This window comes from Hymenobacter wooponensis, assembly GCF_004745865.1.
Lineage (GTDB): Bacteria > Bacteroidota > Bacteroidia > Cytophagales > Hymenobacteraceae > Hymenobacter > Hymenobacter wooponensis.
In genome coordinates this window covers 146,687-161,719 of record NZ_SRKZ01000003.1, presented here as the reverse complement: position 1 = coordinate 161,719, position 15,033 = coordinate 146,687, and the positions used below count along the sequence as shown (strand labels likewise).

Genomic DNA, 15,033 nt, shown 5'->3' with positions numbered 1-15,033 from the left:
TCTGCTTACACTTAACATCTAGCAACGCACCCCAGACTCATTCTTTCCCATGACCTACCGCGAGACCCTCGACTTCTTATACAATCAACTACCCATGTTTCAGCGGGTAGGTGAGGCGGGATATAAGCCGGGGCTGGGGAATACGGAGGCCTTAGCTGAAATCACCGGGCACCCAGAGCGTACCTTTCGGAGCGTACACGTGGCCGGTACCAACGGTAAGGGGAGCAGCTCCAACCTGCTGGCGGCTGTACTCCAGGCCGCCGGCTACAAGGTGGGGCTATACACCTCGCCTCACCTGCGGGAGTTTACAGAACGCATTAAGGTGAATGGCGAAGACCTGAAGCCCGAGTATCTGGTGGAGTGGGTGGCCCGCTGGTGGCCGGAGTTTGAGCACGTGCAGCCATCGTTTTTTGAGATGTGCGTGGCATTGTGCTTCTGCTACTTCGCCGAGCAGCAGGTTGATGTTGCAGTAGTTGAGGTAGGCCTAGGTGGGCGCTTAGATTCCACTAACATCATTCAACCCCTGGTATCGCTGATTACCAACATCAGCTTCGACCATCAAAATTTGCTGGGCGACACGCTGCCCAAAATAGCAGCGGAGAAGGCCGGCATTATCAAGCCGGGCGTGCCTGCCATCATCAGCCAGAAGCAGCCCCAGGTACAGGTGGTGTTCGAAGAAAAGGCCGCCGCCGCACAAGCACCCTTACAGTTTGCTGACCAAGAGTACCGCGTTGACGTAACCCGACCTGCCGCGCCCGACGAGGACGTGCAGCACCTGCGCGTGACTCGCCACGGGGCTCCTTACCTCGATAATCTGGAACTGGCCTTGGCCGGCGACTACCAGCGCCTGAACCTGGCGGGAGTGCTGGCCACTCTGGAGGAGCTACGCCAGCAGGGCTTTGTAATTCCGGAGGCCGCCGTACGCACGGGCCTCCGCGACGTGCGCCGCCTCACGGGCTTCCGGGGCCGCTGGACCATTCTTGGCCGCCGCCCGCTGGTGGTGTGCGATACGGGCCACAATGAGGCGGGCCTTCGGTTCGTGACCGAGCAACTGGCGCGTTTGCCATACCAGCAGCTGCACTTTGTGCTCGGCGTCGTCAACGACAAAGATGCGACCAAGATGCTGGGCCTGCTGCCCCGCGAGGCCACGTATTACTTCTGCCAGGCCAGTATTCCGCGGGCCTTGCCCGGGGCAGAACTCGCCGAGCGCGCCGCGTCAGTAGGCCTGCATGGGCAAGTGTATGGGCCCGTGGCTGCCGCCGTGGCCGCTGCCCGAGCCGCCGCCGCCCCCGATGATGTGGTCTTCATTGGAGGCAGTACCTTTGTGGTGGCCGAGATAGAGGAGCTCTAGGCCTATTGCGCTAAGCTCAGTTTGGCGGAGCAGGCGGCCTTCCGGGGCAACCGCTCAGGGTGGGGCTTTCTGGATGGGATGGCAATCCTAAACAGAAAGCACCGCACCATATCACATTTCATCACCGCACCATTTCCCTTTCGTGAGTCGAATTAAACTAAAGCGCTTTGCCGACAATGCCGGCCGCAACGATATTGTAGAACCCGGCAAAGAGAACTACCAACAGCTAGGCGGACGCTGGCACGAGGCATTTTTTCAGAACCAGAACCCTATTACTCTAGAAGTAGGCTGCGGCAAAGGGGAGTACACCGTAGGACTGGCTGAGCGCTACCCGGAGCGCAATTTTCTGGGCCTTGACATCAAAGGTGACCGAATTTGGCGGGGCAGCCGCCGCGCTGAAGCTCTAGGCCTCTCCAACGTGGGGTTTGTGCGCACGCGCGCCCATGATTTGCTCACCCATTTTGCTCCCGGAGAGCTGCACGAAATCTGGATAACGTTTCCTGACCCTCGCCCGCGCGACCGAGATATTAAGCGGCGCCTAACGTCGCCGCGTTTCCTTGACTTGTATCAGCAACTGCTGCGCCCGGGTGGCCTAGTTCACCTCAAAACCGATAACGAAGGCTTGTTTGATTACTCGCTAGAAACGGTGCAGCAGCGGCCCGGCACTACCATCCTGGCCTACACCAAGGATCTGTATGCCACGCCCGAGCTGCTGCCTCACGCCGAGGACATCGAAACGAACTTTGAAAGCAAGTACCGCGCTCAGGGTGTCCCCATCAAGTATCTCCAATTTCAGTTAAGCTAGGCTACTGGCCTTAGAAAAACACAGAGCCCGCCGCAGCGCAATTGCGCTGCGGCGGGCTCTGTGTTTCTCAACGGGGTTAGGTAACACTACACTTCAGAAAGCCTGATGCTACCTTCTAGGCGTTGACACTTACTTAGTGTTCCGCATCACTAGAGTTGGTACGGTCGCCGCCCTTGTCGGTGGGGGCCGTCATGCCGGTGCCGCTGTTCATATCACCGGCAATTTGTTCCTTAAAGTTGTCGGGGCGGTTGCCAACTGCCACGTGGGGTTGACTGGCTTGGCCCGGTAGGCCACTCCGCACGGAACGGTCATGGTCGGTGGAGCCGGCTTGCTGGGCTTGCTCCGAAGATTGGTTGCTGATTTTACTGTTGGTATTAGGCCCAGATTTGGGGTCGTGCTGACTGCGTTTACCAGATTGCTTAGACATAGCTGTAGGGTTGGTGGTGAAGAACGGAGGCCAAGATGTAGCCCAACAAGTTGCTCGCTAGAAAGGGTATCCCCTCTGACGAGCCTCTATAATGGTACGCCGGCCAGCGGGGTCTGTTGCATTAGATGTCGAAAACCTCTTCGCCACGGCTGAGCTTATCGGTTGACCATCAGGCGTCTGGCAATAGGCTATGCTTGCGTGTCAAGTCTATTGGGCAACACCAGCACATAGCACGCTTGTACGCTGTACCTAAGTCCGTTTGCAGTCAGTAAAGAACCTACTATTGCCTATGTTCGCATTCAGCAAACTCAGCAACAAGTTTCCATGCAAGCTCTTCCCATACTGACTACAGCCCACTTGTTTCCGGTTTTGGATGAACACCTGCTGCAGGTGCTGCGGTCATTGTCGCCGGCAGAGTGGGAGAGGCCTACAGTAGCCCCCAAATGGCGGGTGCGCGATGTGGCTCTGCACCTGCTGGACGGTAACCTGCGAACGTTATCCATGCTCCGCGACGGGCATTTTGGCGGTCCACCACCCGCAAGCCCAGCGTATGCCGATGTAGTACACTTTCTCAATGACCTGAACAACTCCTGGGTCGGTGCTGGCCAGCGGCTAAGCCCGGCGGTGATAATCTGGCTGCTGGAGTTGAGCGGAGTGGCCTACAGCCAGTACATTGCGTCCTTAGACCCTTCGGCGCCGGCGGTGTTTTCAGTGGCCTGGGCCGGTGAGGAAGAGTCGCCCAACTGGTTTCACGTAGCCCGGGAGTATACCGAGAAGTGGCACCATCAGCAGCAGATCAGACTGGCAGTGGGGCAGGAGGCAGCATTGCTTACGCGTGAGCTGTACCACCCATTCCTGGCTACCTGCGTGCGGGCCTTGCCACACCGATACCGGCAGTTGAGGGCGCCATTGAACACCACAATACAGTTCACCGTAGATGGCCCCGCCGGCGACACGTGGTATCTGCAGCGCCTGGAGCAAGGGTGGGACCTAGGTCAGCAGTATGTAGGTCCCATAGCCACGGGGCTTACTATTGCCCCGGAGCAGGCTTGGCGGCTGTTTACAAATAGCCTTAGCCAGCAAGAAGCACGGCAGTACATTAAGGTGCAGGGCGAGGCGGCGTGGGCGGAGCCAGTGTATACTTTGCTGGCCGTGATGGCTTAGCATTCTATTCTTCTTCCAGCGCCTCAAACACTGCTTCCATCTCCTCAAAGTCGCGGAGGCCGGGCTTGATTTCATGTCCACCTTCCAGCACGATACCCGCCGGGCGTACCGTTTCTACCAACTGCCGAATGTTGGTGGGGGCAAACCCTTCTCCCAGCCACAGAGCATAGCGCCGGGCCTGTTCTGTGAGGCGATTTATCTCGGCGGTGCTAGGTAAGGGCAAAGGCGCATCGGCCAGTACAAAGCCTGCGTAGGAAGCCTGCTGCTCACGAAAGCGTAGTTCCACGTCTTCGGGCAGCATGTCCGGTATCCAGGAGGTCAGCTTATAGACCGGAAGCTCCAACTGAGTCAACTCCTGTGCCGGGCGCCGTCGGTGCAGCAGCACTCCGTGCAGGCCGCATGTGCGCGCCAGGGCATTTATCTCAGTTACGGGCAAGGTGTCAAACTCCCCAATAAGCTGCACCCCCGATACCCAGCCACCCAGTTCCTGCACTGCTTCGGGCGTCAGATGGTCAGACCAAGCCGGATCTAAACGGAAGGTGAGGCAGTCGGCGCCCATGCCGGCGCAGTAGCGGGCATCGGAGAGGTTATTGATGCAGCGCACCATAACAGGGACGATGAGAGCCATGGCAAAAAATCGGGAAGATGAGAATTTGAGAGTAACAGCGCTGCTAGCTGGCTGCCGTTGAGCCTGCAATATTCGGGTAAAATTAGGCTATATGCGCTGTTTACATCCTACTTTCTCCGCAAAGCAGCTCTGGGCTCTTTGTGCCAGCAACTCATACTCCCTAATACCCACTACCTTTGCACCTTCGGCCGGAACCTTTCACGCTCCGGGCGCTTTTCATTCTCTTATGAATACTACGAAAGGACGGGTGCTAGTTGCTATGAGCGGCGGCATCGACAGCTCCGTGGCAGCCGTGATGCTCCACGAGCAAGGCTATGAAGTGGTCGGGATGACCATGAAAACCTGGGATTACGCCTCGGCGGGCGGCAGCAAGAAGGAAACCGGGTGCTGCTCCCTCGATAGTATCAACGATGCCCGGCAGATTGCCGTCGACCTAGGTTTTCCGCACTACATCATTGATATCCGCGACGAGTTTGGCGACTTCGTCATCTCTAACTTCACCGAAGAATACTTGGCTGGTCGCACGCCCAACCCGTGCGTGCTCTGTAATACCCACATCAAATGGGACGCACTGCTGCGCCGGGCCGATCAGCTGGGCTGCGAGTTCATTGCCACGGGCCACTACGCCCAGGTTCGGCACGAAAACGGCCGCTACGTTATCAGCAAAGGCCTTGACGACAACAAGGATCAAAGCTACGCGCTCTGGGGGGTGACCCAGGAGAGCTTGGCCCGGACGCTATTTCCTCTAGGCCAGCTGCGCAAAACGGCCATCTATGACTTTGCCCGGGAGCGGGGTTTCACGGAACTAGTAAATAAGCCCGAGAGCTACGAAATCTGCTTTATCCCCGACAATGACTACCGCGGCTTCCTGCGGCGGCGGGTGCCCGGCCTGGAAGAGCGCGTATCAGGTGGGGAGTTTGTGCTGCGTGATGGGACTGTAGTGGGCAAGCATGAGGGCTACCCGTTCTACACCATTGGGCAGCGGAAAGGCCTCGGGGTGGCGCTAGGCTTCCCGGCCTACGTTACGGCCATTGATCCGGAAACCAACCGCGTAGTGCTCGGTAATTTTGAAGACTTAGCCAGCACTCGCACCGTTGTTGGCAAGCTCAACATGGGCAAGTACGCTTCTCTGGAAGGCCGCGGTCTGGTACCTAGCATTACCAAAATCCGCTACAACCACGACGGCGCCCCCGCTTTCCTGGAGCAAAAGGGCGACAAAATCTACGTGTACTTTGAAGAGGCAGTGCACGCCGTAACCCCGGGGCAGGCCGCCGTATTTTATGACGGCGAAGATGTACTGGGCGGCGGCTGGATTGAGCGCCACACCATCGGCGAAATTCCTGAGCCTTCTGAGTTGGTAGCCAACGCCCAATAAACTGGCCTAGGCCACGTTACTGCGCCAACCTTCACGGCCCGGCAGTCTTTCTTAGGGAAGAGCCTGCCGGGCCGTTTGGCAGTAACCACGCTACAAGGCGCATACCAATAGTTTTTGTGCTATTTTTCAGCTGCAAAGCCTACACTATGACTCATTACTATTCATTCTTTTCTAGGCCACTTGAACAGGTTGCTAAGGCGTTACCCATCTTCCTGCTGGGGACGCTGGCGCTGGCTGGGTGCAAAAACGAAACGGAGGCAGTACCCGACCAAAGCCAGGAGTACTATCCGTTGGAAGTAGGCTCGTATCGGATTTATGATGTAGTAGATTCTACCTTCAATGCTAATGTGGCGAAGGTTGAGCGGTTTCAATTCAGAGAAGAGGTAGCCACTGAGCAAACCGCTGATGCCACCGGGCGGCTAGTTTACCGGGTAGTGCGCTCCCGCCGCGCCACCCCCGCCAATGCCTGGAAGGTTGACTCGGTTATTACCGTTTCGGCAAGTCAGCGCAACGTTATGGAGCTGCGCAACAATACCCGCCGGGTAGAGCTGGTGTTTCCAGTAAACGAGGGGAAGCAATGGGACAGCAATGCCTTTAACACGCTCAGCGAAGAGGACCTGGATTCCGTGGCTAAGGCCAACCGCAACTATGAGGTTCTAAATCGAGCATACTCACACGTAGGCGAGCCGTTTACCATTGTCAGCAGCGGCAAAACGTACTCCTATCCCAACACGGTAACTACGATGAATGATTTGTCGAACAGCCGCACGGGAGTTAATGCGTACTACTATACCGTTCTGCGCAATGTGTATGCACAAGGAGTGGGTCCTGTTTACCGAGCCCGGCGGCGCTTTATTTATTGCCAGACGGGTAATTGTGTGCCCAATCCCGCATACATCTACCTAGGCCAGTCTCGCAGTGAAGTGCTGGTAGACAGTGGGAAATAAGAGGTACAGTACCAGCGGCTTTTCTACGAATTTTTAAGGGCAGTAGATCCTACTAAACTCAATATGCAAGCCACGTTTGAGCTGAATACATAAAGTAAGGCTTACATCTATAAGTATAATATAAGTGAGGGCTAATATTAAATTCAAACTACGTGGTTTGTTAGTAGCCGCTGGCCTAGGGTTGTGGGGCTGCAACACGGAAGTGGAAAAATTAACTGCCGCTGACCGGGAGTATTATCCTATTTACGTAGGGCATAAATGGTTGTATGAGGCAGTAGACAGCCTTTACCGAAATGATGTAGCCGTTAAAGTCAGCCGTTTTCAGTTGCAGGATGAAGTAATTGGCTTTGCGAAGGATGCAGCCGGAGACACAGCTTGGCAGGTGCTCCGGTCGCGCCGCCTTAATGCTGCTGCCGTTTGGCAGCCCGACACCGTATTCACGCTCACCCGTACTTTTAAACACGTACTTACGCAGCGTAGTAACCGCCGCACGGTTGAGCTAGTATTTCCGGTGCGCGAAAATTATGCTTGGCAGCTACATGCGTTTTTAGCCGAACTGACCGATACTACCAAAGATGCATACACCCAAACCCGACAGTACACTGGCCTAGGTCAACCCTATTCCAGGGAAGTGCTCGGTCAGTTCATTTGCTTCGAGCCGACAATTACTACCGAAGCCGATATCTTGTATGATGTGTACAATCCGGTGCAGCGCCATACCGTTTTTGCTAGGGGAGTAGGGCCAGTATTTTCTGAGGAACGCCGGTATATTATGGGCTGCCCGCCTGGTTCATCTCCCGATTGTGCTTACGTGCCAGGCTTTATCGCACTGGGCTACGGTCGGGTGCGCGTGCTCGTACAATAGGGGCTACTGGGGCAAGAATAGCAGTTGTTGGAGGAAGGTTTTTTAGCAAGGAATAATGCGTTAGTTAAGCCCAAAGCAAGCTTTACTTCGTATCTTCCGGCAAGCTTTTTCCCGATCTGAATGCGCCTTCCCCACCTACTGCTTGCTGCAGCACTGTGGTCGGGTACGCTGCTAGCATCAGCTGCAGCATCCGGACCGCTCACCCCGCCTTCACCAACGGCTGGTACTACTGGCACTGTGCGCAAGCACTTGGTTTACTTCCGCGATAAAGCCAACTCCCCCTACAGTACCAGTCAGCCCTCCGCGTACCTGTCGGCCCGGTCGGTGCAGCGGCGGCAACGTCAGAACATTGCTATTCTGCCCCGCGACTTGCCGGTCAACCCTAGCTACGTGCAACAAGTGAAGGCCGTAGCCGGTGCGCAACTCTGGTATACCTCTCGTTGGTTTAACGCGGCAGTGGTGGCCTGCGATTCAGCCACTCTGGCTCAGCTCCAGACGCTTCCATGCGTGCAAACAATTAAAACGGTAAACCGTGGCCTAGCCGGTACCCGCAAGCGCGACGGTGCTGATCAGGATGCCGCGGCGCGCACAACTGGTACCCGAGCTGAGTATGGTGCTGCCTACACCCAGGCTAAAATGATTGGGGCCGTTGAAATGCATGATGCGGGTTTCAGAGGCCAAGGAATGCAGATTGCTGTGTTTGATGCGGGTTTTCCGGGTGTAAACACCACCGAGCCATTTGCTGCTATGAGGGCGGAAAACCGCCTAGGAAGCGTATTCAACTTCGTGGAGAAAAACCAGCAAGTATTCTTACGGAATAACCACGGTACCAACTGCCTGTCTACCATGGCAGCTAACCAGCCGGGGCTATACATTGGCACGGCCCCGCAAGCATCTTATCACCTCTACATCACCGAGGATGTAACCTCAGAGCATCCAGTTGAGGAAGTGAACTGGCTCATTGCAGCCGAATACGCCGATTCGGTGGGGGTAGATATTATTAGTTCATCGCTGGGGTACAACACCTTTGATTACCCTTCTATTGATTATACCACTAGCGACCTGAACGGTCGGACTGCTCTTTCTACCCGGGCTGCTACCGTGGCGGCACGCGTAGGAATGCTGGTGGTAAACAGTGCCGGCAACGAAGGAGCTACAACGTGGCGCCATATAACGGCTCCCGCCGATGCTGACTCTATTCTTACGGTAGGGGCCGTTGACTCCTTATTACGGCGCGCGGCCTTTAGCTCAGTAGGGCCTACTGCCGATGGCCGCATAAAGCCTAACCTATCGGCAATGGGGCAGCAAACGGCTATTATTACCCCTTCTGGCTCTGCCTCTCGTGGCAACGGCACTTCCTTTTCCTGCCCTGTACTGGCTGGCATGGCGGCGGGATTTTGGCAGGCAAACCCTACGCTCACGGCGCAACAGGTGTTGCGGTTTCTAGAGCGCTCGGGTTCCCAAGCCAGTGTGCCCAATGATGAGATAGGGTACGGCATTCCTAATTTTGTGCGTGCCTATAACTTGGCTAATCCTGGCACGCCTTTATCGGCTGCGCACGCCACTGCCCGGCAAGAGCTGTTAATTTATCCGAACCCCAGCAAAGACAACGAATTGTTCCTGCAACTGGCGGAAGCGTTTCGGAGCAAGCCCTTGCTTATTCGCATTTTTGATGCCCGGGGCGGATTGGTAAATGAGCAGCATTTGCCAGCAACTACGGCTTCCGAAGTGCGGCTACAGCCTATTCATCTACCCAAGGGAGTCTATACCTGTTCTGTGGCAGCGGGGAAGGAGCAGCGCACCGTTCGCTTTGTAAAACTATAGGCCTGTTGTAGCTAAAGCAGAGAGGAAAAATAAGGCTAAAAAGATGAGAGCTCCATTGCTATTATCGTTAGGTTTTTGCAAATTTAGTTAGCCAAAAGGCAATTATTCTTGGCTCCGAATTGTTGAATTTCACAGCCAGAAGGCCTAATTAACCCTTTTATCTCTCTCCCAGCATGTTACAAATGATGGTCTCCAAGCGCATTGGGCGCCGACAGTTTCACTTCACCGTACAAGGACCTAACTTTCATGAAGTGGTGGCCGAATACGACCGACTAAGCTTCCCAGATGTACCTAAATGCGGGATCTGTGGCTCCGATAATCTCGACCTAACTGCCCGCGTGGCTCAGGATAAATTCAAGTACACTTCTGTGAAGTGTATTGACTGCCGAGCTGATGTAACCTTCGGTAAACGTCAGGACGACGATCAAACGGTGTTTCTGCGCAAAACGGAAGATGGGAAACTCGATTGGCGTGCTTGGGAAAAAGCCGACAAATAAGGGTAGGCTAAACATTTGCTGAGCACCCTTGCCCCAAAGCCGCCGGAGTGGCCTAGAGCAACAGTATAATTTTTTAGGAAAGACACTGAGGCTGGACAATGCAACGCCAGTCTCGACGTTTAGCCTGTAATCAATTGCTGCTGCTCTAGGCCATTCCGGCGGCTTTTTCTTATTTATAGCAGTTAGATAATCCGGTTACATCTGCTATCCTAGTCACCCTAATCCTCTACCTTCGTGGCATGAATCCTACTCGTCGTATGGCCCCATTGCTGGCCCCATCACTTCTGGCCGCTGATTTTGGCAATCTGCAATCTGAAACAGAGCGCCTAGCCGACAGTGCTGCCGACTGGTTACACTTCGACGTGATGGATGGCCGTTTCGTGCCGAACATCTCCTTTGGCATTCCGGTATTGCAGGCGGTGCATCGGCACGCCAAGCAACCCATCGACGTGCACCTCATGATTGAGGAACCCCAAAACTACCTTGCGGCTTTCCGCGATGCAGGAGCAACTAACCTAACCGTTCATTACGAGGCCTGCACCCACCTGCACCGGGTAGTACAACAAATTAAGCAGTTGGGCTGCCGGGCCGGAGTAGCACTAAACCCGCATACCCCAGTGTGGGTGCTGGAAGACATTGCGGCTGACTTAGACTTGGTACTGGTAATGTCCGTCAACCCTGGGTTTGGTGGGCAGACCTTCATCCCGAACACACTGCGCAAAGTGGCCGCCCTCAAAGAATTGCTGGTGGATAGCGGCTCACAGGCGCTGATTGAAATCGACGGCGGGGTAACTCTTGATAATGCTGGGGCCCTAGTAGAGGCGGGTGCCGATGTGCTGGTAGCCGGCTCCTTTGTGTTCAACTCCGCTGACCCCGTAGCAACACTGGCCGAAATGCGTCAGCAGCTGACCGCACTAACCGAATCCGGCGACCAGGACTAACGCGCATGCTCCGACGTTTCCTTTCCCGCCACACCTTGCAGCTTCATTTGCTAGTCCGGCCATTGGGCGGGGCGGGAGTACTTTACATGCTGACGGTGCCGACCGCGCTAGCTCAGCAAACGGAGCGCATCGTGGTAACGGGTACTCTGTTAGATGCTGCGGGTAAGCCCCTCGACCAAGTGAATGTAGAGGTAGAGGGCCAGCCTGGGGGAACAGTTTCCGACGACGAGGGGCATTTTAGTTTGAGTGTGCCGCGCCCTAGTAGCAGTAAGGCGCCCGTGCTAGTGGTGCGCCGACTTGGGTATAAAACGCAACGGGTAGTACTTAGCCCAACGGCACCTCGGGAAGTCAGTATCGTGCTCATGGAAGATACCCGGTCCTTGGGCAACGTGACGGTGCGCGGCAACACCAACGCCGCTGATACCCGCGAGCAGGTAAGTGTCATGACGCTAGACCCCCGCTCGGCGAAAGTAATTCCCTCACCCTTCGGCGACTTTAATGCCATTCTAAAAACGCTACCTGGAGTTACCAGCACCAACGAACTGACTAGCACCTACTCCGTACGGGGGGGCAACTACGAGGAAAACCTTGTGTACGTAAATGGATTCGAAATTTATCGTCCATTTCTTGTAACGGCCGCGGCTCAGGAAGGACTCAGCTTCGTGAACCCAGATTTAGTGACCCGGGTGGAATTTTCAACTGGCGGCTGGCAGCCTAAGTTTGGTGATAAGCTGTCGTCGGTGCTGAATATTGAATACAAGCAGCCCACCAAGTTTGGGGCTTCTGCTTCGGCTAGTTTGGTTGGGGGCACGGCGCATGTGGAGGCTGCATCGCCTAACAAACGCATTAGCTATCTGACGGGCATCCGATATAAAAATGCCAGAAATGTGCTTCGATCACAGGAGCAGGAGCAGGGAGTATATAACCCTACTTTTTACGATGGGCAAAGCCTGATTACAGTGGCGCTGGGCCCCGCAGATAACCCAGAGCGTACCTCACTCGGGTTACTTACTACGTTCGCCCACAACAACTATCGTTTCAGCCCGGACAGCGGAGAAAGTACCTTTAGTACATCAGCTAATCAATACACCCGGCTCAAGATTGGCTATATAGGGTTAGAGCGGATGCAGTACGACACGTACCAGGGAGGGCTAAATCTGCGTCATAACGTGCGGCCCAACTTGCAGGTGGAGGTACTAGGTGGCCTTCTCTATTCCCGCGAGTTTGAGTACCGTGATGTTGAGGCAAATTATACCCTTGGGGATGTAAATACCGACCCCGATTCAAAGGATTACAATAAGACTACCCGGGAGCGTAGCCTGGCTACTCGCTTTAATCACTCCCGTAACTACCTCACGGCCTGGGTTGCCACTCTCGAAACCCGTGGCACCTGGACGCCCGGGCAGGCCCACACTATCCGCTGGGGGGTGAAAGCCGGACGGGAGAATATTGACGATAAGCTCAATGAGTACAGCTTCGCCGATTCTGCGGGCTTCGTGCCCGATGCTCGCCGTACTCGCCTTCGCTCGGACCTGAACCTAGAAAGCACCCGCTATCAGGGATACGTGCAGCATACCATTGCCTTTGATTCGTTGCGCACGCTTACGTACGGGGCCCGTCTGAACTATTGGACGGTAAACGGTCAGCTCACCGTAAGCCCCCGGGTTCAGTATTCATTCATCAGTCCTCGCCGGCCTAACGTGTCGTGGAAAGCAGCTGCAGGCGTGTACGTGCAGCCCCCATTTTACCGCGAATTGCGCGCCCAAATTGGTGCACCTCAAAACCAAACCGGTTACCTGAACTTAGAACTACGTGCCCAGCGCTCCTTACATTTCATTGTAGGCAATGAGGTGCGTTTCCGGCAGTGGGACCGGCCCTTCAAGTTTACCGGGGAGGCCTACTACAAATACCTCACCGACGTAGTGCCCTACGATATTGATAACGTGCGCCTGCGCTACTTCGCCAAAAACAACGCCCGCGCTTACGCCGCCGGCATTGATGCGAGAGTGAGCGGGGAATTCGTGAAGGGAGTGGAGTCGTGGTTTAGCCTGGGGGTGCTTACGACTCGTGAAAATATAGCTGGCGACTCTATTAACACCTATAATGGCACTATGACAACGGGCCGGGTACCGAAGGGCTACATCCGACGCCCTTCGGATCAGCGCGTAAATCTGGGGGTGTTTTTTCAGGACAATCTGCCTAACATCCCTTCCGTGAAGGGCTACGTGAACCTGGTGTTCGGCACTGGCCTACCGTTCAGCCCTCCTGGCTTGCCAGACCTGCGCGGTACCAACAAGCTCACTCGCAGCTATAAGCGGGTGGACATGGGTTTCTCGAAAGTAGTGGCCTTACGTACAACTGCTCCAGAGCAGGATGGAGGTAAACCTATACAGCTAGAAAGTCTGTGGCTGGGGCTAGAAATCCTGAATATTCTAGCGGCCGACAACGTGGCGGGCTATAACTACCTCCAGGATTTGAACGGACAGATATACTCCATCCCGAATTTTCTTTCTCAGCGTGTAGTCAACTTGCGGGCTATCGTGCGGTTCTAGCAGCCATCAACAGGCGTAGTTACACGCATGCACGAGCCCGTAGCCAACAACTAGGGAAATAGTTCTTGCATTGTGCGAGTTGCCGGAGCGTTTTCCGGAGACTTCCAGGCTGTTGCCAGGCAAACGGATTGGAGTATTTCCATTAACATGGCGGCCTTAGGTTAAGCCAATCTGGTTTTAGGAAGACAGTATGGTCAAACTATAAGAGTCACCCTCCGCAGAAAGTGACTCCTATAGTTTGAACCCAAAGACTGGCCTAGCGAGTGCTCTAGTAAGCTTTAGCTTGCCACTCTGTAAGTGCAATCCGCATGCTGGGCAATTGAGGCTTCAGCGTTTCATCCTTATCTACTAGTTTGATGGCCTTGCGGGCGTATACGATGGCAGTGCCAAAATCCTGCTGTTGAGCTAACAGGCGGGCTTTTATCCAGTTGTTGGTGGCAACATCCTGTAGCTTCAGCGACTCATTGATATACGTGAGGGCGCGCTCGGGCTGCAGGTTGTTCTGCACTAGATAGTCAGCGGCCTGGGCTAGTAGTTGCCAGTCGTTGGGCTTTTGCTGAAGCACCTGCTCAATACCGGAAAGTACTTGCTTGTGTACTTCTGTTTCAATGGGCAGCACGATGGTGCGCTTTTCCCAGGTAAGGTTGAGGTGGGCCCCCGTCGGCTGCACATCGGAGAACCAGTAAAGCAGTGTTTCGTGGAAGGGTGCCGTTTCGGGCATTACCGGAATGCGGATGACGTCGGCGTTAGCATCGTAGCCCTCGGAGCCCCAGTGGTTAATCACCCGATTCAGAATAAGCTCCCATTCCCGGTCGGCGTGGGGCAATACATAAATTGAGTACTGGCCGGCTACTACCGTCTGGCCCCGTAGCACTACCGGGGTAGAAAAGCGGATAATGGTATTTTCGTTGGCTCCCGCGCGCCATACTTGCTCGTAAGGTACTAGGCCACCCCATACGGTACGGTTGCGCACGCTGGGCGCATGGTAATCGACCACTACCTCGGTCAGCCCTATGTTCTGTGAAACCAGCGCGTGCGGACTGGCCTGGGGCAAGGGCAGTAATACAGGCTGAGCATTTTCCGGTGCATTGGTGCTGGGGGTAATAGAAGCCGGCGTCGGTACTGACACTGTCTGACCCAGCGCCCCGTAAGTATAGAAAACAGCAAGACTGATGCCTAAACCCAAGCGGGCCAAAAACCGGTCTTTCAACATATGCAAAGCAATAAGTGGTGAGCAGGTTGCCATCTGGTAATCCAGAGCGTTAGGAAATTTTCATCCCGAAACAATGGTGCCAGATTACAGTTAGAAGGACATTGATAACGCAAAGGTGGGTCTTTGATGTAAGTTTTTGCTTGAAAAGTTTTCATCCTACCAACCGGCGCGTACATTTGCCTCGCTATTCAGCCCTTTATGCCCTTCAACGCGCAACACATTTGCCCCTTCCGCCACATGGCCGCTCCCACGTCGGGCGCCCTGGCTGGGCTGCGCGCGGTGCATCATCATCTGCACGGGCATCATTCCTCTTTCTAGAGGAATATACGCATCATATTGACCCCGTTGGGCGAACCGCACTTGGTTCCCCTGCCCCCGAAACAGGTGGCCCCGGCCGGTTATGGCCGCTGTGCAACGTCGGGGTCTCCCTCGTATCTCTTCCGA

General features: G+C 55.1%; 13 protein-coding genes. 10 read left to right on the top strand and 3 right to left on the bottom strand.

Annotated features, from left to right (window positions below; translation table 11 throughout):
• Positions 1 to 49 precede the first annotated feature (49 nt).
• Both EU557_RS10975 and trmB read left to right on the top strand, forming a co-directional pair.
• Positions 50 to 1,351, top strand: coding sequence for a bifunctional folylpolyglutamate synthase/dihydrofolate synthase (locus EU557_RS10975; RefSeq protein WP_135530513.1), 1,302 nt, complete (start codon positions 50 to 52; stop codon positions 1,349 to 1,351).
• Between the two features lie 142 nt (positions 1,352 to 1,493).
• Positions 1,494 to 2,156 carry a tRNA (guanosine(46)-N7)-methyltransferase TrmB gene (gene trmB / locus EU557_RS10970; RefSeq protein WP_135530512.1) on the top strand — a complete coding sequence of 221 codons (663 nt, stop codon included), beginning with the start codon at positions 1,494 to 1,496 and terminating at the stop codon, positions 2,154 to 2,156.
• Between the two features lie 133 nt (positions 2,157 to 2,289).
• Here trmB and EU557_RS10965 read toward each other — a convergent pair whose 3' ends face one another.
• Entirely contained in the window at positions 2,290 to 2,583 is a 294-nt protein-coding gene (locus tag EU557_RS10965) for a hypothetical protein (protein WP_135530511.1), read from the bottom strand.
• 324 nt (positions 2,584 to 2,907) lie between these two features.
• Between EU557_RS10965 and EU557_RS10960 the strand changes: the two genes are divergently transcribed.
• Positions 2,908 to 3,747 carry a maleylpyruvate isomerase N-terminal domain-containing protein gene (locus EU557_RS10960; RefSeq protein ID WP_135530510.1) on the top strand — a complete coding sequence of 280 codons (840 nt, stop codon included), beginning with the start codon at positions 2,908 to 2,910 and terminating at the stop codon, positions 3,745 to 3,747.
• Between the two features lie 4 nt (positions 3,748 to 3,751).
• On the opposite strand, the gene trpF is transcribed toward EU557_RS10960, so the two are convergent.
• The gene (trpF, locus tag EU557_RS10955; RefSeq protein ID WP_135530509.1) at positions 3,752 to 4,375 is read right to left on the bottom strand and encodes a phosphoribosylanthranilate isomerase; all 624 of its coding nucleotides are present in this window, start codon (positions 4,373 to 4,375) and stop codon (positions 3,752 to 3,754) included.
• A 226-nt stretch (positions 4,376 to 4,601) separates the two neighbouring features.
• Here trpF and mnmA point away from each other — a divergent pair, with 226 nt between their 5' ends.
• The 7 genes from mnmA (at position 4,602) to EU557_RS10920 (ending at position 13,376) form a co-directional block, all read left to right on the top strand.
• Complete coding sequence (mnmA, locus tag EU557_RS10950; protein WP_135530508.1) at positions 4,602 to 5,750, top strand: tRNA 2-thiouridine(34) synthase MnmA; 1,149 nt, start codon at positions 4,602 to 4,604, stop codon at positions 5,748 to 5,750.
• Positions 5,751 to 5,896: 146 nt separating this feature from the next.
• Entirely contained in the window at positions 5,897 to 6,697 is an 801-nt protein-coding gene (locus EU557_RS10945) for a hypothetical protein (protein WP_135530507.1), read from the top strand.
• A gap of 157 nt (positions 6,698 to 6,854) precedes the next feature.
• Complete coding sequence (locus tag EU557_RS10940) at positions 6,855 to 7,562, top strand: hypothetical protein (protein ID WP_135530506.1); 708 nt, start codon at positions 6,855 to 6,857, stop codon at positions 7,560 to 7,562.
• A 120-nt stretch (positions 7,563 to 7,682) separates the two neighbouring features.
• The gene (locus tag EU557_RS10935) at positions 7,683 to 9,386 is read left to right on the top strand and encodes a S8 family serine peptidase (protein WP_135530505.1); all 1,704 of its coding nucleotides are present in this window, start codon (positions 7,683 to 7,685) and stop codon (positions 9,384 to 9,386) included.
• A 173-nt stretch (positions 9,387 to 9,559) separates the two neighbouring features.
• Positions 9,560 to 9,883, top strand: coding sequence for a hypothetical protein (locus EU557_RS10930; protein WP_135530504.1), 324 nt, complete (start codon positions 9,560 to 9,562; stop codon positions 9,881 to 9,883).
• Between the two features lie 239 nt (positions 9,884 to 10,122).
• Positions 10,123 to 10,824, top strand: coding sequence for a ribulose-phosphate 3-epimerase (rpe, locus tag EU557_RS10925; RefSeq protein WP_135530503.1), 702 nt, complete (start codon positions 10,123 to 10,125; stop codon positions 10,822 to 10,824).
• A gap of 5 nt (positions 10,825 to 10,829) precedes the next feature.
• Positions 10,830 to 13,376, top strand: a complete 2,547-nt coding sequence (locus EU557_RS10920; RefSeq protein ID WP_135530502.1) for a TonB-dependent receptor — start codon at positions 10,830 to 10,832, stop codon at positions 13,374 to 13,376.
• Between the two features lie 268 nt (positions 13,377 to 13,644).
• Here the strand turns inward: EU557_RS10920 and EU557_RS10915 are convergent, their stop codons facing one another.
• Positions 13,645 to 14,589, bottom strand: a complete 945-nt coding sequence (locus EU557_RS10915) for a DUF2911 domain-containing protein (RefSeq protein ID WP_167855166.1) — start codon at positions 14,587 to 14,589, stop codon at positions 13,645 to 13,647.
• Positions 14,590 to 15,033: the final 444 nt, after the last annotated feature.